General features: G+C 66.5%; 16 protein-coding genes. 9 read left to right on the forward strand and 7 right to left on the reverse strand.

Features of this window, described 5'->3' with window-relative positions; all coding sequences use genetic code 11:
• Nucleotides 1-234 precede the first annotated feature (234 nt).
• From NJLHNGOC_RS02515 to NJLHNGOC_RS02530, 4 genes are all read right to left on the reverse strand, one after another.
• Nucleotides 235-1,644, reverse strand: a complete 1,410-nt coding sequence (locus tag NJLHNGOC_RS02515) for a cytochrome-c peroxidase (protein WP_113594938.1) — start codon at nucleotides 1,642-1,644, stop codon at nucleotides 235-237.
• A 121-nt stretch (nucleotides 1,645-1,765) separates the two neighbouring features.
• On the reverse strand, nucleotides 1,766-2,626 hold the full coding sequence (locus NJLHNGOC_RS02520; protein WP_113594939.1) for a DNA-methyltransferase: 861 nt from the start codon (nucleotides 2,624-2,626) through the stop codon (nucleotides 1,766-1,768).
• A gap of 39 nt (nucleotides 2,627-2,665) precedes the next feature.
• Nucleotides 2,666-3,895, reverse strand: a complete 1,230-nt coding sequence (gene mltA / locus NJLHNGOC_RS02525) for a murein transglycosylase A (RefSeq protein WP_239021274.1) — start codon at nucleotides 3,893-3,895, stop codon at nucleotides 2,666-2,668.
• Nucleotides 3,896-3,935: 40 nt separating this feature from the next.
• Nucleotides 3,936-4,619, reverse strand: coding sequence for a Tim44/TimA family putative adaptor protein (locus NJLHNGOC_RS02530; RefSeq protein ID WP_113594941.1), 684 nt, complete (start codon nucleotides 4,617-4,619; stop codon nucleotides 3,936-3,938).
• 221 nt (nucleotides 4,620-4,840) lie between these two features.
• Here NJLHNGOC_RS02530 and secB point away from each other — a divergent pair, with 221 nt between their 5' ends.
• Nucleotides 4,841-5,374, forward strand: a complete 534-nt coding sequence (gene secB, locus NJLHNGOC_RS02535) for a protein-export chaperone SecB (RefSeq protein WP_110527002.1) — start codon at nucleotides 4,841-4,843, stop codon at nucleotides 5,372-5,374.
• Between the two features lie 77 nt (nucleotides 5,375-5,451).
• Here the strand turns inward: secB and NJLHNGOC_RS02540 are convergent, their stop codons facing one another.
• Both NJLHNGOC_RS02540 and hemC read right to left on the reverse strand, forming a co-directional pair.
• Entirely contained in the window at nucleotides 5,452-6,228 is a 777-nt protein-coding gene (locus NJLHNGOC_RS02540) for a uroporphyrinogen-III synthase (protein WP_113594942.1), read from the reverse strand.
• Nucleotides 6,218-7,294, reverse strand: coding sequence for a hydroxymethylbilane synthase (gene hemC, locus NJLHNGOC_RS02545; protein ID WP_110526997.1), 1,077 nt, complete (start codon nucleotides 7,292-7,294; stop codon nucleotides 6,218-6,220). The genes NJLHNGOC_RS02540 and hemC overlap by 11 nt, the downstream gene beginning before the upstream one ends.
• Before the next feature lie 71 nt (nucleotides 7,295-7,365).
• Between hemC and tsaD the strand changes: the two genes are divergently transcribed.
• The 6 genes from tsaD (at nucleotide 7,366) to NJLHNGOC_RS02575 (ending at nucleotide 17,713) form a co-directional block, all read left to right on the forward strand.
• A complete protein-coding gene (gene tsaD / locus NJLHNGOC_RS02550; protein ID WP_113594943.1) occupies nucleotides 7,366-8,475 on the forward strand; it encodes a tRNA (adenosine(37)-N6)-threonylcarbamoyltransferase complex transferase subunit TsaD in 1,110 nt (369 codons plus the stop codon).
• A 306-nt stretch (nucleotides 8,476-8,781) separates the two neighbouring features.
• Nucleotides 8,782-9,762 carry an NAD(P)H-dependent glycerol-3-phosphate dehydrogenase gene (locus NJLHNGOC_RS02555; RefSeq protein WP_113594944.1) on the forward strand — a complete coding sequence of 327 codons (981 nt, stop codon included), beginning with the start codon at nucleotides 8,782-8,784 and terminating at the stop codon, nucleotides 9,760-9,762.
• Between the two features lie 178 nt (nucleotides 9,763-9,940).
• Complete coding sequence (locus NJLHNGOC_RS02560) at nucleotides 9,941-10,426, forward strand: glutathione peroxidase (protein WP_113594945.1); 486 nt, start codon at nucleotides 9,941-9,943, stop codon at nucleotides 10,424-10,426.
• Between the two features lie 36 nt (nucleotides 10,427-10,462).
• Nucleotides 10,463-12,037 carry a murein biosynthesis integral membrane protein MurJ gene (gene murJ, locus NJLHNGOC_RS02565; protein WP_113594946.1) on the forward strand — a complete coding sequence of 525 codons (1,575 nt, stop codon included), beginning with the start codon at nucleotides 10,463-10,465 and terminating at the stop codon, nucleotides 12,035-12,037.
• 104 nt (nucleotides 12,038-12,141) lie between these two features.
• A complete protein-coding gene (mutS, locus tag NJLHNGOC_RS02570) occupies nucleotides 12,142-14,769 on the forward strand; it encodes a DNA mismatch repair protein MutS (RefSeq protein ID WP_113594947.1) in 2,628 nt (875 codons plus the stop codon).
• 58 nt (nucleotides 14,770-14,827) lie between these two features.
• The gene (locus NJLHNGOC_RS02575) at nucleotides 14,828-17,713 is read left to right on the forward strand and encodes a [protein-PII] uridylyltransferase (protein ID WP_113594948.1); all 2,886 of its coding nucleotides are present in this window, start codon (nucleotides 14,828-14,830) and stop codon (nucleotides 17,711-17,713) included.
• Here the strand turns inward: NJLHNGOC_RS02575 and NJLHNGOC_RS02580 are convergent.
• Nucleotides 17,703-19,652, reverse strand: a complete 1,950-nt coding sequence (locus tag NJLHNGOC_RS02580) for a tetratricopeptide repeat protein (RefSeq protein ID WP_113594949.1) — start codon at nucleotides 19,650-19,652, stop codon at nucleotides 17,703-17,705. The genes NJLHNGOC_RS02575 and NJLHNGOC_RS02580 overlap by 11 nt on opposite strands.
• 91 nt (nucleotides 19,653-19,743) lie before the next feature.
• On the opposite strand from NJLHNGOC_RS02580, the gene NJLHNGOC_RS02585 reads away from it, so the two are divergent.
• A complete protein-coding gene (locus NJLHNGOC_RS02585) occupies nucleotides 19,744-21,264 on the forward strand; it encodes a carboxypeptidase M32 (RefSeq protein WP_113594950.1) in 1,521 nt (506 codons plus the stop codon).
• A gap of 73 nt (nucleotides 21,265-21,337) precedes the next feature.
• On the forward strand, nucleotides 21,338-22,570 hold the full coding sequence (locus NJLHNGOC_RS02590; RefSeq protein WP_239021275.1) for a major royal jelly family protein: 1,233 nt from the start codon (nucleotides 21,338-21,340) through the stop codon (nucleotides 22,568-22,570).
• Nucleotides 22,571-22,594 lie beyond the last annotated feature (24 nt).

The following is a 22,594-nucleotide window of genomic DNA, read 5'->3' on the forward strand; positions in this document are numbered from 1 at the left end:
GGCCTGTAACAAAGCATAGCCCTATTGCCATCCCTTATCATGACGGCGGGTAATATCCGCATGAGAAAACCCCGCCACATGATGTGGCGGGGTCGAAACGAAGGCACCCGGATCGGGGCGCGGCCTCCGTGAAGGTCGTTTTTGCAGAAAGCTTCGAAAGGACGCCGCCTTTTTCAAAAAGGCGGCGTCCAAAAACTTCTGTTATTTTATCAGCAGGTTATTTCGGACTGCCGCTTACTGTTCCAGCGTCAGGGTCTGTCCCTGATACTTGCCCGTCAGGGTATTGAGGAAGGCGACAATATCGGCGACATCCTGATCGGAAATGTCGTGATCCGGCGTCTGGTACCGCGCCATGTCACGCACCGCGCCATCCAGCGTCTTGACGCTGCCGTCATGGAAATAGGGCGCGGTCAGGGCGACGTTACGCAGGTTCGGCACCTTGAAACGCTCCATGTCCTGCTGCTGATGGGTCACGGTAAAGCGTCCCTTGTCCGCATCGGTCAGGGCACCGCCACGCGCGGCGAAGTAATTCCCCTCCAGGCCCATGACCTCGAACGCCTGTCCGCCCATGGACGCGCCGGTATGACAGCCGGAACACCCGATGCTCTTGAACAGTTCATAACCGTGCTTTTCCTGCGTATTGAGGGCGGTATCATCCCCCTTCAGATACTGGTCAAACCGGCTGTCCGGGGTCAGCAGGGTCTTTTCGAATTCGGCGATCGCGGCGGTAATCGTGTCCTGATTGATGTCCGGGCTGCCAAAGGCGGTCTGGAAATCCGCGACATAGGTCGGATCCGAACGCAGGCGGTCCGCGACACTGCCCCAGTCATGCGATCCCATTTCCAGCGGGTTCATGACCGGACCGGCCGCCTGATCGGCCAGGGTCGCCGCGCGTCCGTTCCAGAACTGGCTCTTGTTCAGGGCGGCATTGAAGACGGTAGGATCGTTGATCGGCCCCTTCTGCCCATAGATGCCCGTCGCCGTCACAAGGCCATCCATCCCCGCATGCTGGAGGCTGTGGCAGCTGGCGCAGTTCAGCTCCCCATTTTCCGACAGTTTCTTTTCAAAGAACAGGCGCTGGCCCAGCGCGACCTTGTTCGCATCGACAGGTATGGATTCGGGCACCGGCTGCACCGGTTCGGCGGCAAAGCGCTCGGCAACGCCCGGCGTCATGTAATGCTCACGCCGTTCCTGCGCGATCCATGCCAGCACGGCATCGCGCTGCGCGGCCGACATATGGGCATGCCAGTGCATCAGCAGGTAAAGCGACGGGGGCATGCGGTTCTGGCGCACGACTTCCTCGATGCGGGCAAGGGCTTCCTCGCCGGGGACCTTGCCGGTCTGCAGGGCCTCGATCACGGGTTCGACCCGGAAATGGCGCAGGCCCTGTTCGCGATCGCTGCTCATCAGCTGATTGGCGACAGGCACCTTGAAATAGAACGGCAGTTCCACTTTGGCCGCGTGACAGTAATCACAGCGCGCCTCGCGGATGACATTCAGCGCGGTGGCCGAAACCGCATCGACATCGGCCGACGCCGGCGCAGGAGCCGTTTCGTGATCGAAATGCGTCAGATAGGCAACAACACCGCCATATGCCACGCCACCCGCGGCCATAAGCCCCAGAATCGCCTTTCGTACCGACATGTCCTCTTGTTCCCCCCGTCAGTGTTCAGGGGCTGTTCTGACCGATCGGCAAAGCATTTGTCAAAATAATCATTTCAATGAAAACGAGTGGAAAGTTCGATAACGCGGGCCGCGTCGCAACTCATGCCCCGCTTTCGCGCAGGGCCGCGCGTACCCGTTCACGCGCGATATCGACATATCCGCTGTCCAGATCGATCCCGATTCCGCGCGCCCCCTCCCTCAGGGCGGCGACAATGGTGGTGCCGGTCCCCATGAACGGGTCCAGCACCACCGCATCGGGACGGCCATGCAGACGTATGCACATCTGCGGCAGGCTGACGGGGAATGTCCCCGGATGGTTGTACTTCTGCGCCTTGCCCTGCACCGTTTCATACGGGACGAACCATGTATCGCCACGGCACCGTCGGTCCTGCCGATGGCCGCGCCGCGCGATGTTCGACTTGTCCATATAGGGAACGCCGACATCAAGCCGCCGCAGGTTCACGTCCCCCGAGCGCGTCAGGTGGAAAAGATGTTCGTGGTTGCGATGCAGGTAGCGATGGCTGTTCACCGGCTTGAAATGACCGAACGTCTCCGTCCCGATCGAAATCGACTTCACCCAGCTGATATGGTTCTGCAGCGCGAACAGGCCGCGCAGCCGCACCATCAGTTCAAACGGCAGCCACGGCTGGGCCGAGGACCCGGCGATGTTGAGAAAGAACGAGGCATCGGGCTTCATCACGCGCCGGACCTGCCGCGCGATCGCCATCATCCAGTCCAGATATCCCTGTTCGTCCAGCGTATCATTATAGGTGCTGTAGCGCAGGCCGATATTGTACGGCGGCGACGTCACCACGACATCGACGCTTTCCGCCGGCATGCGGCGCAATACCTTCAGGCAGTCGCCGCGCACCAGCTGATGCGGCCCTTCACGATAACGCACGGTACGTGGCGGCGCGGCCCCTTGCGGACCGCCCGCCGTGGTGGTGGACCGCCCAGCCATGGCTTTCTACTCTTTTTTCGCACGATCACTGACGGATGCTCAGGACCCGTCGTCCTTGCCGTCTTTCGCTACATTGTCCTGACGGGCCACGGGACGGGGCAGTAGCACGACCATCTGGCCCACGGAATGCTGTGCCGCCGCGTCCTGCGCCGCCTCCGGCCCCCAGCCGAGATACAGGTCCGCCCGTCCGGCGCCCCTGACATCCTTGCCAAGGTCCTGCGCGAATCCCAGCCGCTTCCACGCTTCCAGATGGCCGGAGGCGCTGACGGACGTATCGATCCAGACCGGCGCACCCAGCGGGATGACATGCCGGTCAACCGCCAGCGAACGGCCCGGCGTCAGCGCCACGCCCAGCGCCCCCGGCGCCCCGACATCCGCGGAGGCGGAAGCCAGTTCGGTAAAGAAGACATAATTCGGGTTCTGCTCCATCACGGCGCGCGCCTCGTCGCGATGGGTCTCCAGCCAGCCGCGAATCGCCTGGAAACTGACCTGTCCCTGCTGGAGATAGCCCTTCTGCACCATGATCTGGCCCAGCGGGACATAGGGCTGCCCGTTATGCCCGTCGAACCTGAGGCGGACGACCTTTTCATTCGGCAGACGCACGCGCCCCGCCCCCTGCACCTGCATGAAGAACAGGTCCACGGGATCGGCAACCCACAGAAGCTCCAGCCTGTGGCGCGCCAGGGCGCCGTCGTCGATCTGCGCACGGGTGGGATAGGGCACGAATTTCTTGCCCTCCCAACGTCCGATCTGCATGTGCCCCTGCGCGTCGCGGACGCGCTGCAGGTCGGCGGGACGGCGATAGACCGGGGTCTGGTAAATTCCCCCGCGCTTCAGGGATCCGCGGATTTCCGGCTCGTAATAACCGGTGAACAGCGTGCCCTGACGGTCCGCCGTCCCGATGCGGTACGGCTGGAACCATGTCTGGAAAAAACTGCGGGCGGCCACACTGTTGTCGGGCGCGACCGCGCGCGCGGCGTTACAGGCCGGCAGCCAGTCCCCGACATGGGTACCCATCCCGCCCGCGTCATCGCCAAGCGCGCTGTCGGCGGGCAGCGCCCCCAGCCGATGGCACTCCTCGACAAAGACGGACAGGGACTGCGCCGCGTCATCATCGTTCCAGCCCGGGATCTTAGTAAAGGACACGGCCTTTGTCCGGGCGGGGAACCTGTGATCGGCGGAAGACTGATGATCAAGCCGGGGAGCAATGTTATGGCAGGCGCACAGCAGCAGGACCGATGCAACGGCGGAAAGACGCTTTGTAATCACTATGGGGCAATCAGGCTCATATGGGTTGTACGGAACGGGTTCACGCGCTGCGGCTGGCACCAAGGCGCCACTGCGATGCCGGTGTCGCCCCATCCAGAATCCGCTCGAACGTCCACAGGTCGGAAAACTCCGTCACGGCGTCCACGCCAGCCACCGGCTGACCGTTCTGGTCCAGCGTCACGCTGACCTGATCCGACACGATCCGGACCTCGATCCGGGCATAGGGCAGGCTTGCATCCTCGACAAGTTCGGCATCCACGATCGCCATGTCGGTAATGTCACGGATTTCGCTGCGCAGGGTTTCATGCGCCTGCTGGCGCGACATGATCGCGGCCTCGAACGTGGTGAACGTGCTGTCGGTCAGGCGCTGGCGCAGGGTCTGGATATCGCCCGCGGCATAGGCCTGCACGATCTGGCGGAAGGCGGTCTCGGCCTCCCGGATGAAAGTGTCGGGCGAAAAGCCGGGCTGACGCTGCGCGATCGCGGCCAGCACCTGTCCCACGCGCGTATCGGGGGTGGGAATGTCATAGGTCGTCGCGGGCGGGACGGGTTCGGCCTTGCCCTCGATCACCGGCGCGGCAGGGGTGACAGGCTGCACCGGCTGCGGGGCGGGTTCAACGCCGACACGCTTTCCAAGGATGCTTCTCAGGCGGAGCACCAGAAAAGCGGCGACGAGCCCCAGAAACACCAGGTCGAGGGGGAAATGCCCAAATAAAAAATCCATGCCGCCTGTCCATACCGTCGGACGGGTTGCCCCGTCCCGCTGAAAATTCTTAGGCAAACATAGGCAACGCCTGATCCCAAGACAATGCGACCGTGGCGTTTAATGTACATATCGCGGCAATTGCCCCGCCTCGCGATATGGTTGGCGAACGCGTGGAGGCATGCTACCGGCTGGAAATACGTTTTTTCTTCTCTTTGCGTTTTCAGGGAATACAGATCCACATGACCGATACGCCTTCCATCCTTCCGAAGGACGACGAGGAACCGCAGGCACAGCCCGCCCCCCCGATGGCGCTGAACATCAACCACCAGTACATCAAGGACCTGTCGTTCGAGGTGCCGGGTGGCGCGGCGATCTTCCAGCTCATGCAGGGTGCCGCGCCGACCATCTCGATCGACATCGACACGCAGGCCAACCGCCTCCAGCAGGACCAGCCGATCTATGAGGTGACCCTGACCACCAAGATCGAGGCCAAGCTGCCCGCCGCCACGCAGGACGGGACAGCGGGCCGCACGCTGTTCATCGCGGAACTGAGCTACGCCGCGATCGCAACGCTCGTCGCCGCGCCCGACGCCATGGTCGAACCGATGCTGATGGTCGAGGTGCCGCGCTTCATCTTCCCGTTCGTGCGCGCCATCATCTGCGACGTCACCCGCGACGGCGGCTTCCCGCCCATCGTGCTCCAGCCGATCGACTTCGTCGCGCTGTGGCAGTCAAAGCGCAATTCCTTCGCACAGGCGGCTGGCCACGCCTGATCGGCGGTCCACCCGGACTGCCTTCTGACCAGGCTCCGCTCTGATCAGGGCCCGACGGAAATCCCGTCGGGCCTTTTTCATGTCGCCGGATCCAGTGGCCCATTCCCCAGACACGCCAGCATGCCCGCACTGTCGGGGGTGGACGCGACACCGACCGATTTCCATTCCCCCATATCCAGCACCGCTGCCGTACGATCGGAAATGACGATGGCCCGCACCTGCCGCAGCATCGCACGCTGCGGCGGGGTCAGGGCCGCCATGAATGACTGCGCCGTCCGGGGGGAAAAGAACATGACGGCGTCGGCCCGGCCGTCGATCGTCGCGGCAATCCGCGCAGGCAGGCGACCGCGCGCCATCACGCGATAGACGCTGCGCCGCCGCACCCGGAACCCGGCGTCGCGCAGCATCCCGGCCAGTTCCACACCATATCCCCGCCCCACCGCCAGCAGCAGCGCACCCGCGGCGGGAGACAGATCATGCGCCACCATACGGCCCAGCCCGGCGGCGGTGCCTTCATCGGCCATTTCCACATGCACAAACCCGGCGTCACGCGCGCGACGGGCGGTGGCCGCCCCCACCGCATAGCACGGAACATCCAGCAGGTCGGGACGCGCAATGGCCCGCACCGCCTGCCCGCTGGTCACGATGATGGCCTGGGGCAGCGGCGTTGGGGCAAGAAGCAGGGGAAGCGCCACGATATCGAGCATCGGTGCCGCCACCGGCAGCCAGCCCCGCGCGCCCACCGCGCCCATCGTTTCGGCAAGTCCCGGCGGGGGCCGGGTCACCAGTACCGCCGCCCGCCCCCCTGCGGGACGGGCGGGCGTGTCATGTGTCGGGCTGCCCCTATTCGACAAAGATGTCCGCCGGGCTGTCGGCCCGCAGGCTGCGGCCCAGCGCGCGGCCCAGTCGAGCGGCATCGGACGGCGCGCCGCTGATGGAACGCTTGAGCAGGAAAGAGCCGTCCTCGCGCGCGACCAGCCCCGTCAGGTGCAGTTCCGGCGCCCCCCCGGCGACCACCGGGATCAGCCGGGCATACCCGCCGATCGGCGTGCGGCACGACCCGTCCAGTTCGGCCAGCAGCGCGCGCTCGGCCGTCGCGACGGCCCGCGCTTCGTAATCCTCGATCGCAGCCAGCAGTTCGCGCAGTTCGATATCACTTTCGCGCACCGTCACGCCAACGATCCCCTGCCCCGCGGCGGGAACCATGATGGTGGGGTCAAGGATCACGTCCGCGCGGTCCTCCATCCCCAGACGGCGCAGCCCGGCCAGCGCCAGCAGCGTCGCGTCGCACTGCCGCGCCGCCAGCTTGTCGAGGCGCGTCTGCACATTGCCGCGCAGCAGGCCGAATTTCAGGTCGGGCCGCACATGCAGCATCTGCGCCTGCCGCCGGACGGAGGCACACCCTACCAGCGCGCCCTCGGGCAGGGCGGAATACGGATCCATCGGGTCGGGCGTTGCGCAGTCGGGACCAAGGATCAGGACATCGCGCGCGTCCTCGCGCCGCAGGGTGCAGGCCAGCACCAGTCCCGGCGGCAGCGTCGTTTCAAGGTCCTTGAGGCTGTGGACCGCGAAATCAATGCGCCCGTCGAGCAGTGCCTCGTGGATTTCCTTGGCGAACAGGCCCTTGCCTCCGATCTCCGCCAGCTTGCGGTTCTGTACCTGATCGCCGGTGGTGCTGATCTGGTGCTCCTGGAACGCGCCCATGTCGCGCAGGACCGGACAGAAACGCGTCAGCACGGTCAGGAAGGCGCGCGTCTGCACCAGCGCGAGCGGGGACGCGCGCGTCCCCACCTTCAGCGGCAGCTGCCGGCGGTGCGGTTCGGCGCGGGTGGTGTCCTTTCGCTGACGTGCAGCGGCCTCGGCCGCGACTTTCTGCAGCGCGGACGATGGAGCAGGGGCGGAAGACTTTGCGAAATCCATATCGCGTGTCTATTACCCCCTCGCGATAAAGGAAAGATGACATTCGCCCCAAACGGACTGTATTTTGCACGATGAGCCTGCGCCCGCCCCCCGTCCCCGACCTGCCGTCACCCGTCCTGGCGATTGAATCTTCGTGCGATGACACGGCCTGCGCCATTGTCGGGACCGACGGGACGATCATGGCAGAGGCGACATTATCGCAATCCGGACATGTGCCATTCGGTGGAGTCGTACCTGAAATCGCGGCCCGCGCGCACCTTGGCGCCCTGCCCGCGCTGGTGCGCGACGTGCTGGCGCGGGCGGGCATGCGGCCCGGCGATATCGGCGCTGTCGCCGCAAGCTGTGGTCCGGGACTGATTGGCGGGCTGATCGTCGGTGCGAACTTCGCAAAGGGGCTGGCAATCGCGCTGGAGCGTCCCTTCATCGCCGTCAACCATATCGAGGCCCATGCCCTGACGGCGCGCCTGCCGGGGATTGCCCCCGATGGCGCGCCCTTTCCCTACCTGCTGCTGCTGGTGTCCGGCGGCCACTGCCAGTGCATCGCGGTGGAGGGCGTGGGTCATTACCGCAGGCTGGGCGGGACGATCGACGATGCCGCGGGGGAGGCCTTCGACAAGGTGGCAAAGATGCTGGGCCTTGGCTGGCCCGGTGGCCCGGCGGTCGAAGCCCTGGCGCGGGAGGGTGACCCCGCCGCCTTTGCCCTGCCGCGTCCGCTGATGGGGCGGGCGGGATGCGATTTTTCCTTTTCGGGCCTGAAGACGGCCGTGGCGCAGAAGCTTGCCCCCTATGACCGCGACGCGTTGCCGCATGACGTGGCGGCGGGACTCGCCGCCAGTTTCCAGCTGGCGGTCAGCGACATCGTGGCCGACCGAATCGGACATGCGCTGGACATGATGCCCGACGCACGCGGGCTGGTGGCGGCCGGTGGCGTTGCGGCCAATACGGTGCTGCGCGCCCGCCTGACGGACATCGCGCGCGCGCGCGGCCTGCCCTTCGCCGCGCCGCCGCTGCGGCTGTGCACGGACAACGCGGTGATGGTGGCGTGGGCGGCGATCGAAACCATGCGCGAAGCCGCAGCGCGGGGCCTGCCGATTCCCGACGATATCGCCCTGCGCCCTCGCCCGCGCTGGCCGCTGGGTGAAATGGCTGCGCGCCTTGCCGCGCCGCAGGCCGGAACCTGAACGTCACATGCCCGCAACAGACTGAAATCATAAAAGTTTTTGGTAAAGCTTTTTGTAAAAAGCTTTGAAAGACGTCACCTTTTTGGAAAAAGGCGACACCCAAAAACTTTTGTTTTTATCAACAGCCTGTCTTCAGACAGCCTCTGAGCCCGACCGGAGACTTCCCGACGCGGCCGATCTCCCCGGCGGCGCGGCTTCTCCCATTCCCGGCAGTCCACGACCGGGGCATCTCCCCTTGCATGGTTCCCCCTTCGGGCGCATGCCAGTGCGATATTCCATCCACCACCGTCGAGGAGCAGTTCGGCCATGGGCAGCGCACGTATCGCCGTCATCGGCGCGGGAGCATGGGGAATCGCGCTGGCGATACAGGCGGCGCGCGCGGGGGCCAGGGTGCATCTGTGGGCGCGGCGCCCCGGAACCCTGTCATCGCGACGCACCCTGCCCCGCCTGCCGGACGTCTCCCTGCCCGAACACATCACGCTCAGCGCGGACATGCCCGAACGCGCCGATGCGATCCTGTTCGCCGTGCCCACCCAGCACCTGCGCGACATCTGCGCGCAGGTGCCCCCCGTCGCGCCGATGATCGCATGCTGCAAGGGGGTGGAACTGTCGACCTGCCTGCTGCCGACGCAAATCATGGCGCAGGTCCATCCCACGGTGACGCATGGCGTGCTGTCCGGCCCGAATTTCGCCCATGAAATCGCAGCCGGCCTGCCCGCGGCCTCCGTCCTGGCGTGCGACAGCGCCGCGCAGGCGCGTGCGCTGGGCGATCTGCTGACCACGCCATCCTTCCGCCTTTACGCCAGCGACGATCCCACCGGCGTGCAGGTCGGCGGCGCGGCCAAGAATGTCATCGCCATCGCCGCTGGCGCCACGATCGGCGCGGGCATGGGCGAAAACGCCCGCGCGGCCCTGATGACGCGCAGCATCGCCGAACTGGGCCGCCTGTCCCATGCCCTTGGCGGGCGTGCGGAAACGCTGTCGGGCCTTGCGGGGATCGGGGACCTGATCCTGACCTGCACGGGGGGCGCGTCGCGCAACCAGACGCTGGGGCTGGCGCTGGGACGCGGGGAACCGCTGAAGGCGATCATGGCGCGTGGCGGCGGCGTGATCGAAGGCGTGACCACGGCCCCGGCACTGCTGGAACTGGCGCGCACGCACGGCGTATCCGTGCCAATCATCGAGACCGTCGCCCTTCTGCTGGAGGGAACGATCGGCCTGTCCGACGCGCGGGCGCGCCTGCTGAACCGCCCCGTGGGGCAGGAGTTCGCCCGCCATCACGCATGACATATCCGACGCACATGACCGCCATGCGGCCCCTGTTACATCATGTTCATACAAAACCCCGCCGATCCCGCCGGTCGGGCCTTGACTGCGCCGGATGAATATTCGCCTATCCCCGACAGGCCGACGGCCGGACCATAATGACCAGACCATACCCGTTTCCAAAGCCCGAGCGATTTCCATGACCTGTGCGTATGATTTCACGCTTCCCGCCCTGAACGGAACCCCGATCGACCTTTCCACATGGCGTGGAAAGCCCATCCTGATCGTCAACACGGCTTCGAAATGCGGTTTCACTCCCCAGTACGAGGGGTTGCAGGGACTGTGGACCACATGGCGCAGCCATGACCTGATGGTACTGGGCGTGCCGTCGAACGATTTCGGCGCGCAGGAACCCGGCGATGCGCAGCAGATCGGCACGTTCTGCGAACGCAATTATCACGTGACCTTCCCGCTGGCGGCGAAATGCCATGTGCGTGGCCCGCAGGCGGTGCCGCTGTTCCGATGGCTCGCGCGGGAGGGCGGGTTCCTGGCGCGGCCGCGATGGAATTTCTACAAATACCTGATCGGGCGCGACGGCGCGCTGGTGAACTGGTTTTCCTCCATCACCTCGCCCGAATCGCGTCGCGTCCGCATGGCGGTCGAACGCGCCGTCATGGACCACTGATGCCATCACCCAACGGCGCCCCGCGGGGGAGAGGAAGTGCTTAGGGGCTTCCTGACGGTTGGCGGCTGGACCATGCTCAGCCGCGTGCTGGGGCTTGTGCGCGATCAGCTGCTTGCAGCACTGATCGGGGTGGGGCCTGTCCAGGATGCCTACCAGATCGCCTTCAGGCTGCCGAACATGTTCCGTCGCCTGTTTGGCGAAGGCGCGCTGAACGCGGCGTTCGTGCCCCTGTTCTCCTCCCTGCTGGCGACCGAAGGCCCCGTCCCGGCCCGGCGCTTTGCCAATGAAACCCTCAGCGTCCTGATCGCATGGCTTACGCTGCTGACGGTGGGGGGGGAGATTTTCATGCCCGGCGTGCTGCGCCTGCTGGCGCCGGGGTTCGCCCATGACGGCGTGCGCGACACGCTTGCGATTTCGCTCAGCCGCATCACCTTCCCCTATCTCGTGCTGATCTGCGGGGCGGCACTCGTGTCGGGGGTGCTCAACGGCATGCACCATTTCGGCGTGGCCGCCGCCGCCTATGTCAGCTTCAATGTGGTGGGAATCGCGGCCATCGTGCTTCTGCCGCCCTATGTGGGGGGCGTGGCGCATGCCGCCGCGTGGGGCGTTACGGCGTCGGGCGTCATACAGTTCGGCATCCTGCTGTATGCGCTGCATCGCGCGGGGATGACCCTGCATCCGGTCATGCCCTGCGTGACGCCGCGCATCCGCATGCTGCTGGGACGCATGGCCGTCGGCCTGCTGGGAAGCGGCATCACGCAGATCAACCTGATGATCGACACCATCATCGCCACCCTGCTGCCGACGGGCAGCGTGTCGCTGATGTATTTCGCCGACCGCGTGAACCAGCTTCCGCTGGGGGTGCTGGGAGCGGCTGCGGGCACCACCCTCCTTCCGGTGCTGACGCGCCACCTCGCCCGGGGGGAGATGGCCGATGCCCATGCCGTCCACAACCGCGCCATCGAATACGCGCTGATCCTGACCCTGCCCGCCACGCTGGGGCTGATCCTGGTGGCGGACCCGGTGATGATGACCCTGTTCGGCCATGGGTCATTTTCCGCCCGCGACGCGATCCTGTCGGGGCAGTCGCTGCGGGCCTATGCGCTGGGGCTGCCGGCCTTCGTGATGGTCAAGGTGCTGTCGCCTGGATATTTCGCGCGCGGCGACACCCGCACCCCCGTGCTGATCGGGCTGATGACGCTGGCGCTCAACCTCGTGCTCAACCTTGTGTTCATGCACCCCCTCGCCCATGTCGGCCCGCCACTGGCAAGCAGCCTTGCCGCCATCGTCAACATGATGGTGCTGGGGATCGTCCTGCTGCGCACGGGCGCGATGCATGTGACCGATGGCCTGATTTCGCGCCTGTCGCGGATGTCCGCCTGCACGGCCATCATGGGGGTAGTGGTCATGCTGTGCTGCCTGCTGACGCCTGCGGGCCACATGATGGAAATGAGCGGCACCGCGCGCCTGTTTACGCTGGGCGCGGTCATGGCGGCGGCGATGGCGACATATGCGACGGGCCTGCACATGACCGGGGTGATCGACATGGGCCGGGTCAGCGCCGCGATACGCCGCAGGCTGGGCCTGCGCCCCTCGTCCCCCCGCGCATGAGGCCCGCGCGGGCGTAGGACGGGACGCGCCCGGAAAGCCTTTTCACGCGCGCCACCATCGCGGGGTCTGGAAAATCGGCCATGGCCCCTTTACACATCCACAGCATGACCATCCCCTCCCCCGAAGGCGCCACCCCGGCCATGGCGCAATGGTTCGCCCTCAAGGCGGAGCATCCCGAAGCCCTGCTGTTTTTCAGGATGGGCGACTTCTACGAACTGTTCTTCGCCGATGCGGAGGCGGCAGCGGCGGCACTTGACATCTCGCTGACGGCGCGGGGCACCCATGCGGGCGCGCCCATCGCGATGTGCGGCGTGCCGGTCCATGCGGCGCCGGCCTATCTCGCACGGCTGATCCGCCGTGGCTTTCGCGTGTCCGTCGCGGAACAGACCGAGGCCCCGCGCAAGGGACGCGGCGCGGCGAAAGGCCCCCTGCGGCGCGAGGTCGTGCGGCTGGTCACCCCCGGCACCCTGACCGAGGACGAACTGTTGGAGGCGGGACGCCAGAACCTGCTGGCCTGCATCGTGGCCGACCGGTCCCACGCGCGGCTGGGCGTGGCGTGGATCGACATTTCCACCGGCCTGTTCGAAACCGCCAGCCTCGGGGCGGAGGGGCTGCAGGACCTGCTGGGACGGCTGGACCCGGCGGAAATCCTGTGTGCCGAGGATATCGCGCTGGGCGATTTCGCCGGCCGCCGCGCACCACCCGTCATCCCCGTCGCGGCCGCCGTCGCGCGCACGCGCATGGCCGAGACGTTCGGCGCGGCCAGCCTTGACGCGTTCGGCACGTTTTCGGACGAGGAAGCCATGGCGGGCGCCACCGCCATCGACTACATCCGCCGCAGCCAGGCGGGACAGCTGCCGCGCCTGTCGCGCCCGCAGCCCCATGACAGCACGGATGTCCTTGGCCTCGACCCCGCGACACGCGCCAGCCTCGACCTGCTGCGCACCCGCGACGGGGAAAACACGCACACCCTGTTCGCCGCCGTCGACCGCACGGTGACGGCGGCGGGCAGCCGCCTGCTGAGCGAATGGATCGCCGCCCCCCTGACGGACGTGGCGCGCATCACCGCGCGTCAGGACGCGTGGACGTGGCTGCTGGACAAGCCACAGGTGCGCCAGTCCCTTCGCGATGCGCTACGTCCCGCGCCCGACGTGGCGCGCGCGCTGGGCCGCCTGTCGCTGGGGCGGGGGCAGCCACGCGACGCGGCGGCGATCCGCACGGCGCTGTCCACCGCGCGACAGGTCGCGGCCATCGTGCGCGCCACGACGGATGTCCCGGCGCTGGTCCTGCGCGCCACCGCGCACCTGGACAAGGCGACGGAGCTTGAGGCGCTGCTGGCCCGCGCCCTGTCCGACAGCCTGCCCGCGCGGCTGGAGGATGGCGGCGTCATCGCAGGCGGATATGACGCCGAACTCGACAGCGAACGCGAACTGCGCGATGGCAGCCGCCGGGTCGTCGCCGCCCTGCAGCAGGAATATGCCGATGAGTTCGGCATCTCCAACCTCAAGATCCGCCACCATGCGCAGCTTGGCTACGTGATCGAGGTGCCGTCGGCCGCCTCCGCCCGGCTGAAGGGCCGCGACGACCTGATCCTGCGTCAGGGCACCGCCAGCGCCGCGCGGTTTTCCACCGATCGCCTCGTCACCCTCGACCAGCGCATCATCGAGGCCGCCGAGCACGCGGCCGCGCGTGAACGCGCCCTGTTCACGCAGCTTGTCCAGCGCATACTCGACGAACCGGCGCTTCCCGACATCGCAACCGCGCTGGCGGTCCTCGATATCGTGCAGTCGTGCGCCGAACTGGCGGGCGGGGGAACATGGTGCCGCGCCGCCATCAGCGACGACACCACGTTCGACCTGACCGACTGCCGCCACCCGGTGGTGGAGGCGGCGCTGCCGCGCGACGCGCGATTTACCCCCAACAGCTGCGACCTGTCGCCCGACCGGCGCGTCATGCTGCTGACGGGGCCGAACATGGCGGGCAAGTCAACCTTCCTGCGGCAGACGGCGCTGGCGGTCATCCTGGCGCAGGCGGGACTGCCGGTCTGTGCCACGGCCGCGCGCATCGGCATCGTCGATCGCCTGTTTTCACGCGTGGGCGCGGCGGACGACCTGGCGCGCGGGCGTTCCACCTTCATGGTGGAAATGACGGAAACGGCCGCGATCCTGAACCAGGCCGGCCCGCGTTCTCTGGTCGTGGTCGATGAAATCGGGCGCGGGACGGCAACACTCGACGGGCTGGCAATCGCGTGGGCCGTGCTGGAGGCCATGCATTCGACGCTGCGGTGCCGGGCGATATTCGCGACGCATTTCCACGAACTCTCCGAACTGGCCGAAAGCCTGCCGCGCCTTGCGCCCCATACGATGAGCGTGCGCGAATGGAAGGGCGAGGTGATTTTCCAGCACGAAGTCATCGCCGGGACGGCGCGGCGCAGTTGGGGCGTGCATGTCGCGCGGCTGGCGGGCGTGCCCGAACCCGTGGTAAAACGGGCCGGACGCCTGCTGGCGGGACTGGAGAAGGAACGCCATGCCGCGGCCCCCGCCCTGCCACTGTTCGAACGGGTGGGCGCGTCCCCGGCGGCGGCGGAGCCGGACAGGCCCGCACTGCCGGAAAAAGTGATCGAGATGGTCATCGCCCTCGATCCCGACGGACTGACCCCGCGCACGGCGCTCGACACCCTTTACCAGTTAAAAAAACTCCTACATTCCAGTAAGGAACCTCTGGACCCGTAACAGCAAAGACCGGCACACTCATCCGGCCATTCGCCCAAAGGACGCCGATCACACCCCGATGCCGAGCCATGCCCACGCCTCCTCCACTGTCGAGGACATGACCCTTGCCCTGCGCGAGACGCTAGGGCTGAGCGGTCCTCATGCCCCGTGTCCGTCGCGTGAAGAGGCGATCAGCCTGTTCCGCAGGCATCTGGCGCATTTCCAGACGCATGTGCGCGAGGAGTTCGAGGCCCACCGCCTTGGCGGAGCGGCGGCGGGCAAGCTGCTGGCGGCATATACGGACGGAATGATCCGCACGCTGTGCGATTTCGCGACCCGCAGCGTCCCTGCCGAGTCGCAGGAAGAGGACGACATCAGTTTCGCCATCACCGCGACGGGGGGGTACGGGCGCGGGCTGCTGGCGCCCTTCAGCGATATCGACCTGCTGTTCCTGACGTCCGATACGCCATCGGACAACGTGCGCGGCATTGTCGAATACATCCTGTATTTCCTGTGGGACCTGGGGCTGAAGGTCGGGCACGCGACGCGCACCATCGACGAATGCATTACCGAGGCGGAGGCCGACACCACCGTGCGCACCACGCTGCTGGACGCGCGGCTGCTGGCGGGGGATGCCAACCTGTTCGCCATGTTCGAGGCCCGTTACATCGTGGCCTGCGTCACGGTGGGCGCGGCGTCCTTCATCACGGACAAGCGGCGTGAGCGCGCGGCCCGCCACCACCGTTTCGGCGACAGTCCCTATCTGGTGGAACCCAACGTCAAGGAAGGGCGCGGCGGCCTGCGGGACCTGCAGACGCTTTACTGGATGTGCCGCTATACCTTCGGCACGCGCCATGTCTCCGACCTGCTGGCGCCGGGGTTCAACACGCTGGGCCTGCTGACGGAGCAGGAGGCGAAACGCGCGCGGCGGTCGTGGGATTTCCTGTGGCGGGTGCGTTTTCACCTGCACTACGTCTCCGGCCGGGCGGAGGAACGCCTGACCTTCGACGTGCAGCCGGTGGTTGGCGGGCGGATGGGATATACCCGCCATGGCCGACAGGTCGGGGTGGAACGCTTCATGCGCCACTACTTCCTGACGGTGCGCGAGGTGATGCGCCTGACGCTGGTGCTGGAGCCCGCGGTGCTGCGCCAGGCGCTGGGTCCCATCGCCAACGCGCCACAGGCCGACACGCAGATGCGCGACGCGGGCTTTACCGTCATGGATGGCCGCATCCTGCCCGAACGCGGAACCTCCTTCGAGCATGAGCCCATCCAGATGATGCGGCTGCTGGCCTGGGCGAAAAAGCGCAAGCTGCCGATCCATCCCCTTGCGATGCAGCAGATGATCCGATGGGAACGCCATGCGGCCAGCCTGCGCGGCAATCCCGAATCCGCCGCCATTTTCCTTGACCTGATGTGCGGCACCCCGCCCGATCGCCCGCGCCATGCCACATCCGGCGCGGCGCAGGGCGATGACGCACCCAGTTTCCACCAGATGGACGAGGGACGGCGCAAGGGGAACGCCTACTGGCTGCATATCCTCAATGAAACCGGGCTGATGGGACGGCTGCTGCCGGACTGGTCGCGGGTCGTGGGGCAGATGCAGTTCGACACCTATCACGTCTTTACGGTGGACGAGCACATCATCGACGCGCTGCATATCCTGGAGCGGGTCGAGCATGGCGCGATGGCCGACGAAATCCCGCTGGCCTATGAACTGGCGCGAAACCTGCATTCGCGCCGTGCGCTGTATGTGGCGGTCCTGCTGCATGACATCGCAAAGGGACGCGGGGGCGACCATTCCGAAATCGGTTCCGAAATCGCGCTGCATGTCTGTCCAGAACTGGGCATGGACAGCGAGGAGACCGAGACGGTCTCATGGCTGGTGCTGCATCACCTGCTGCTTAGTCACACGGCGTTCCAGCGCGATATCGACGATCCCAAGACGATCCTCGACCTTGCCGACATCATCCAGTCGCCCGAGCGGCTCCGCCTGCTGCTGCTGCTGACCATCGTGGACATGCGCGCCGTTGGCCCGCGCGTGTGGAACGCATGGAAGGCGACGCTGCTGAACGAGCTTTACATACGCGTGGCGGAAGTCCTCGAAGGCAGCATGGCGACGACGGAGCGTGACGTGCGCGTGGCCCGCGCCAAGGCCGCGACCGCCCAGTGGCTGGCCGAGGACGGGCTGCCCGAAAAGGACATCACCCATTTCATGGGGCTTGGCTATGGCAGTTACTGGCTGTCGTTCGACCGCGATACCCATCGCCGCCATATCCGCCTGATTACCGATTCGGAAGCGCGCGAATCCCCCCTGACGATCGAATCGCAGCCCATTCCCGCGCGTGGCGTCACCGAAGTCACGATCTATGCCGGCGACCATCCGGGGCTGTTTTCGCGCATCGCCGGCGCGGTCGCCATTGCCGGCGCGTCCATCGTGGATGCGCGCATCCACACCATGACCAACGGCATGGCGCTGGATACGCTGTGGATACAGGATGCGGACGGCGCGGCGTTCGAGGAACCGCAGCAGCTGGCCCGCCTGTCGATGCTGGTGGAACAGGCGATGTCGGGACGCATCAACATCAGCCGCGAAATCGCCGGATGCGGGCGGCGCGGCAGCGGCCGGCGCATGCGCGCCATCCATGTCCCGCCACGCGTGGTGATGGACAACCGGGCCTCCAATGCCTGCACGGTCATTGAAATCAACGGGCGCGACCGTCCCGGCCTGCTGCATGACATCACCGCGACCATCAGCGACCAGAAGCTGCAGATCGCCTCCGCCCACATCACGACCTATGGCGTGCGGGCGGTTGACGTCTTTTACGTCAAGGACCTTTTCGGGCTGAAAATCACGGACCAGTCCCGGCTGGACACCATCCGCCAGGCCCTGCTGTCGGGTCTTCAGAAGGCGGAGGCGGATGCCACGCGCCTGACCTCGCAGTTCGACAGCATCACGATCTGACGTCCCGCGCCGCGCGCCAGTCGCGCAGCGCGTCGCGCACCTGCATCAGGACATCATCCCACGAATCGGGCGGCAGGCCGCATTCCGCCTGCCGGAACTGCCGCAGGTGGGGATACCAGCAGCTTCCCCGCTGCCCATAGGGCGAAGCCCCGCCCCCATCCAGCGCGGCGGACCAGCGCCAGTCCCCGCCATGGCGGTTCAGCAGCCAGACCGGCCATCCCATCGCACCGGCAAGATGCGCAACCATCGTATCCACGCAGATCACCAGATCCAGCGTGGCGATGACCCGCGCCGTCGCCATCACGTCATCCATCGCGGGGATTTCCATGGGGAACGGCAGCTCATCCGCCGTCGCCCCATGTTGCAGGCTGACGAACTCCACCCCTTCCACATCACGCAGCAACGCCATCCGCGCCGCCGGAATCGAACGCAGCCTGTCAAAACGGTACTGCGCGTTCCCCGACCAGCACAGTCCCACCCGGACGCGTGCCGACCGGCGTGGCGGGCCATGTGGCCCGACACATGCGTCCGCCGGCCGGGGCAGGACATCAAGTCCCAGAAGATGCGGCAGGCTGAACAGGTCGCATTGCGCGAAAACTCCTGCGGGATATCTGTCATCAGGTGCGATAATTTCCACACGCGACCCGACTGGCGCGCCTGTCCGGTCACGCAGGCTGCGTGCAAGGCGGTGCAGCGCGGGCGGCAGCACCAGCACCACCCGCCATCGCCGCGCCAGCAGCGGGACATAACGCAGGAACTGGATCGTATCGCCCATGCCCTGCATGGCGCGCACCACAATCCGGCATTCCGCCCGCGTACCGTCCGCCGCCATGGGGGAACCGTTGGCCACAAGGGCGCGATCACAACAGGGCAGCACGGGATAATGAGTCACGACAGCCGGCATGAGCGCATGTCGCGCCTCCCAGCAGGCCCATCCTTCGCCCATGCGTCCCTGCGCCAGCAGGATCGTGCCAAGGTTGAAACGTGCCTGCGCCCTTGTATGGCTGTCGGCCTCCGCATCCTCCATGACGGCGCGGCACAGGCGGGCGGCCTCATCCCGCCCTTCCCCCTGTTCCGACAGGACGGTGGCAAGGTTGACGGCAATCCGCCCGTCACGCGGGCGCATGTCACGCGCCATCGACAGGGCCTGCCGCGCGCCCTTCACATCCCCCAGCGCCATGAGGGTCAGGCCGAGATTGTTGAGGCAGTCCGCATTCGGCATGACATCGGCACAGCGCCGCAGCCATAGCAGGGCGCCCGTGAAATCGCGTTGCGCGAACAGCACCGCACCAAGGTTTCCCGCCGCCAGCGCGTCATCGGGCAGATGCCGCAGCCATGCCTCGAGGCTGAGGCGCGCCTCCCCCAGATGACCACAGCCCAGCAGCATCTCCACCAGTTCATGAAACATCGCCGTATCTTCCACAGGGGAAAGGCGATAGGCCTCGCGCATCCACGATAGGGCATCGTCGCGCCGGTCGCGCCGCCACAGGAAACGCGCCATGTCGGCGCGGGGCCGCCATGCCTGCGCACCAGCGACCGCGATTGCCTGCGCGCAGGCGGACTCGGCCGTGGCAAAATCGCCGCATGCCTCGGCAATGCGGGCCTGCGCGGCACAGGCCATCGGATCGCGCGGGGCCTTGAGGATCGCGATGTTCACTGCCGCGCGCGCCTGCGCCAGATGACCGCGCGCCATCAGCGCGAGGGCGAGCGTCACGTAATAATGCGCCGCCCCCTCGATTTCGATCGCGCGTCCCGCCAGCCCGATCGCAAGGTCATCGCGCCCGCAGGCCCGCACCACGCACGCCATCCCGTGCAGTGCCCCGGCATTATGCCCGTCACGGCGCAGGACCTGGCGGAAATGTCCCGCCGCCGCCACCGTCTGGCCGCGCGCCAGCATCCGCATGCCCTGATCGATCGCGTTGGCTGCGCTTCCCGGCATGGATAAGGCCACTCCTGCTTGCGTGTTACGTCTGACGCCGCCACGCTAGGGCGCAATGGATAACGACTCCTTTACGTCTGGAAACCGCCCCATGCCTGATGCCGCCCCCACCGCCTCCGCGCTGGCCGCATATGAAACCCTGACCCGCCGCTTCGCGCAGATGGGCCATATCACCAACGCGCTGGGCATCCTTGGATGGGACAGGGCCACCATGATGCCATCGGGGGCGGCGCACAGCCGTGCCGAAAGTATCGCAACCCTGTCGGTCCTGCAGCACGGGATCATGACGGACCCGGAAATGGCCGGACTGCTGGCGGCGGCGGAGGTCGCGGATGATCCGTGGAAGGTCGCGAACCTGCATGAAATGCGCAGGGTCCACGCCCACGCGGTCGCCGTGCCGTCACGACTGGTGGAGGCGATGTCGCGCGCGTCCTCCCGGTGCGAGATGGCGTGGCGCACGGCGCGGCGTGACAATGACTTCGCCTCCCTCCTGCCCCTGCTGACGGAGGTGCTCGACCTTACCCGCGAAACCGCGCAGGCAAAGGGGGCGGCGCTGGGCCTGTCGCCCTATGACGCGCTGCTGGACCAGTATGATCCCGGCACGCGGCAGGATGATATCGACCCGGTGTTTCATCGCCTGTCAACCGAACTGCCCGGCCTGATCGCCGATGCCCTTGACCACCAGCGCGGACATCGCGTCCCTGCCCTGCCCGGTGGACCATTCGATACGGCGGCGCAGGCGGCGCTGGGACACACGATGATGCGCACGGTGGGATTCGACATGTCGCGCGGGCGGCTTGACGTCAGCCTGCATCCCTTCTGCGGCGGGGCGGAGGATGATGTCCGCATCACCACGCGTTACGAGGATGGCGATTTCCTCAATGCCCTGATGGGCGTCCTGCATGAAAGCGGACATGCCCTGTATGAACAGGGTCTGCCGCGCGAATGGCATGTGCAGCCGGTTGGCAGCGCGCGCGGGATGAGCCTGCATGAAAGCCAGTCGCTGCTGATGGAAATGCAGATCTGCCGGTCGCACGAATTCATGACATGGGCCGCGCCCGTCGTGGCGCGGGCACTGGGCGGGGACGCGGACGACCCCGCATGGTCGGCCGATACGCTGTACCGGCAGGTGACGCGCGTGCATCCCGGTTTCATCAGGGTGGACGCGGACGAAATCACCTACCCGGCCCACATCCTTGTCCGTTACGAGATGGAGACGGCGCTGATCAATGGACAGATGTCCCTGCGCGACCTGCCCGCCGCCTTCAATGAACGCATCCATGACCTGCTGGGCCTGACGGTGAAGGAAGACCGCCTGGGCTGCCTGCAGGACATTCACTGGCCTTCTGGGGCGTGGGGCTATTTTCCGACCTATACGCTGGGCGCGATGATCGCGGCACAGCTGCGCGAAGCGGCGCAACGCGACAATCCCGCCCTGATGGAAGAAATCGGGCGCGGGGATTTCACGTCGCTGCTGTCATGGCTGCGCACGCATGTCCATCATCGCGCCAGCAGCGCGTCCACGCGCGACATCGTGGCCGACGCCACGGGCGCGCCGCCGGAACCGGATGCCTACCTGCGGCATCTGCGCAGCCGGTATTGCGGGAAATAGGACCGGCCCTTTCCCCTCCCCTGACGCATCCCGCGCTGGCATCCTGTGACGCCATGTCCCCGTAGCATCTCCCGTGGCATCTCCTGTGGCGATGCCCGTCATTCCGTCGCCCCCCTTGCCATCCGGGGCGGTTCATGGCGACATGCGCACGATGTCCAGCCATGCTTCCATACCGTCGCGCCCGCACCGCGCCTGCCGTGCGGGTGCCGCCTTCGCCCTTGCCGGGGTGCTCGCCATGATGAATGCCACCGCCGCGCGGGCGGCCAAGCCGGCGCCGCCGCTTGATCCCTCCGCCCCGATGGAGGAGGTCGCGACATCGACAGCCGCGACGTGGGACCGCGTGGTCGTCCTTCCCGACGGGCGGATCATCGCCGAAGCCCCCGCATGGACCGGCGTGAAGCAGGGCGGGCTTGTCATCCTCGATTCCGCGAAACAGCCCCATCCCTATCCCGACGCGGCATGGAACGATCCCGCCACGCCGGAGGGACAGCGCCTGACAGCGCCCACGGACATCCAGCTGCAGGATGACGGGACGTTATGGGTGCTGGACAGCGGCATCGCCGCCGATGGCACGCGCGGCCAGCCGAAGGTCGTGCGGATCGACACCCGCACCGCGCAGGTCACGGCCACGTGGAACATCGATGCCGCCGCCCTGCGCCCCGACAGCCGCCTTGCGGCCATGCGAGTGGGCAATGGCCATGCCTATATCGGCGACGAAGGCGTGCCCGCGATCATCGTGGCCGACCTTGACGGCCATGCGCAGCGTCGGCTGATGGAACACAACCCCGCGCTTACGGCCGGGCGGCCCATCATTGGCCCCGACGGACGGGTGATGAAGAACGCGGCAGGTCACACCGCCATCGTCAATGTCAGCCAGATGGCGATCAGCCCGGATGAAAAATGGCTGTATTTCGAACCGCTCAGCGGACCGATCTACAAGCTGGGCACCGATGTGCTGATCGATCCCAAGGTCACCCCGATCGAGCTGGAGGACAGTCCCACCCTGTGGTACAAATCCCCCCCCTATGGCGGGATCGCGGTGGGACCTGACGGGACGCTCTACCTCAACGACGTATCGACCAGCAGCATCTTCCGCCTCACCCCCGGACGCATCTATCAACGCATCGTGACGGATGCGCGCCTGCAGTGGCCCGCGGGTTCCCACGTCACGCCGCAGGGGATGCTGTATGTTCCCGCAGCCCAGCTTGACCGCACCCCCGCGCTCAATGGCGGGCAGATGCAGGTGACATGGCCCGTCCATGTCTATCGCATCAACGTGGCGGCCCTGCCCGAAGCGAAATTCTGACACATCTTCCGCAAAATCGTTCAG

The sequence above is a fragment of the Novacetimonas cocois genome (assembly GCF_003311635.1).
Classification (GTDB): domain Bacteria; phylum Pseudomonadota; class Alphaproteobacteria; order Acetobacterales; family Acetobacteraceae; genus Novacetimonas; species Novacetimonas cocois.

Bases quoted from the DNA above. Each gene is read 5' to 3' on its own strand.
- NJLHNGOC_RS02515 (WP_113594938.1), bottom strand. From the start codon at position 1,644: ATGTCGGTACGAAAGGCGATTCTGGGGCTTATGGCCGCGGGTGGCGTG.
- NJLHNGOC_RS02520 (WP_113594939.1), bottom strand. From the start codon at position 2,626: ATGGCTGGGCGGTCCACCACCACGGCGGGCGGTCCGCAAGGGGCCGCG.
- NJLHNGOC_RS02530 (WP_113594941.1), bottom strand. From the start codon at position 4,619: ATGGATTTTTTATTTGGGCATTTCCCCCTCGACCTGGTGTTTCTGGGG.
- secB (WP_110527002.1), top strand. From the start codon at position 4,841: ATGACCGATACGCCTTCCATCCTTCCGAAGGACGACGAGGAACCGCAG.
- hemC (WP_110526997.1), bottom strand. From the start codon at position 7,294: ATGGATTTCGCAAAGTCTTCCGCCCCTGCTCCATCGTCCGCGCTGCAG.
- tsaD (WP_113594943.1), top strand. From the start codon at position 7,366: ATGAGCCTGCGCCCGCCCCCCGTCCCCGACCTGCCGTCACCCGTCCTG.
- NJLHNGOC_RS02555 (WP_113594944.1), top strand. From the start codon at position 8,782: ATGGGCAGCGCACGTATCGCCGTCATCGGCGCGGGAGCATGGGGAATC.
- NJLHNGOC_RS02560 (WP_113594945.1), top strand. From the start codon at position 9,941: ATGACCTGTGCGTATGATTTCACGCTTCCCGCCCTGAACGGAACCCCG.
- mutS (WP_113594947.1), top strand. From the start codon at position 12,142: ATGACCATCCCCTCCCCCGAAGGCGCCACCCCGGCCATGGCGCAATGG.
- NJLHNGOC_RS02575 (WP_113594948.1), top strand. From the start codon at position 14,828: ATGCCGAGCCATGCCCACGCCTCCTCCACTGTCGAGGACATGACCCTT.
- NJLHNGOC_RS02580 (WP_113594949.1), bottom strand. From the start codon at position 19,652: ATGCCGGGAAGCGCAGCCAACGCGATCGATCAGGGCATGCGGATGCTG.
- NJLHNGOC_RS02585 (WP_113594950.1), top strand. From the start codon at position 19,744: ATGCCTGATGCCGCCCCCACCGCCTCCGCGCTGGCCGCATATGAAACC.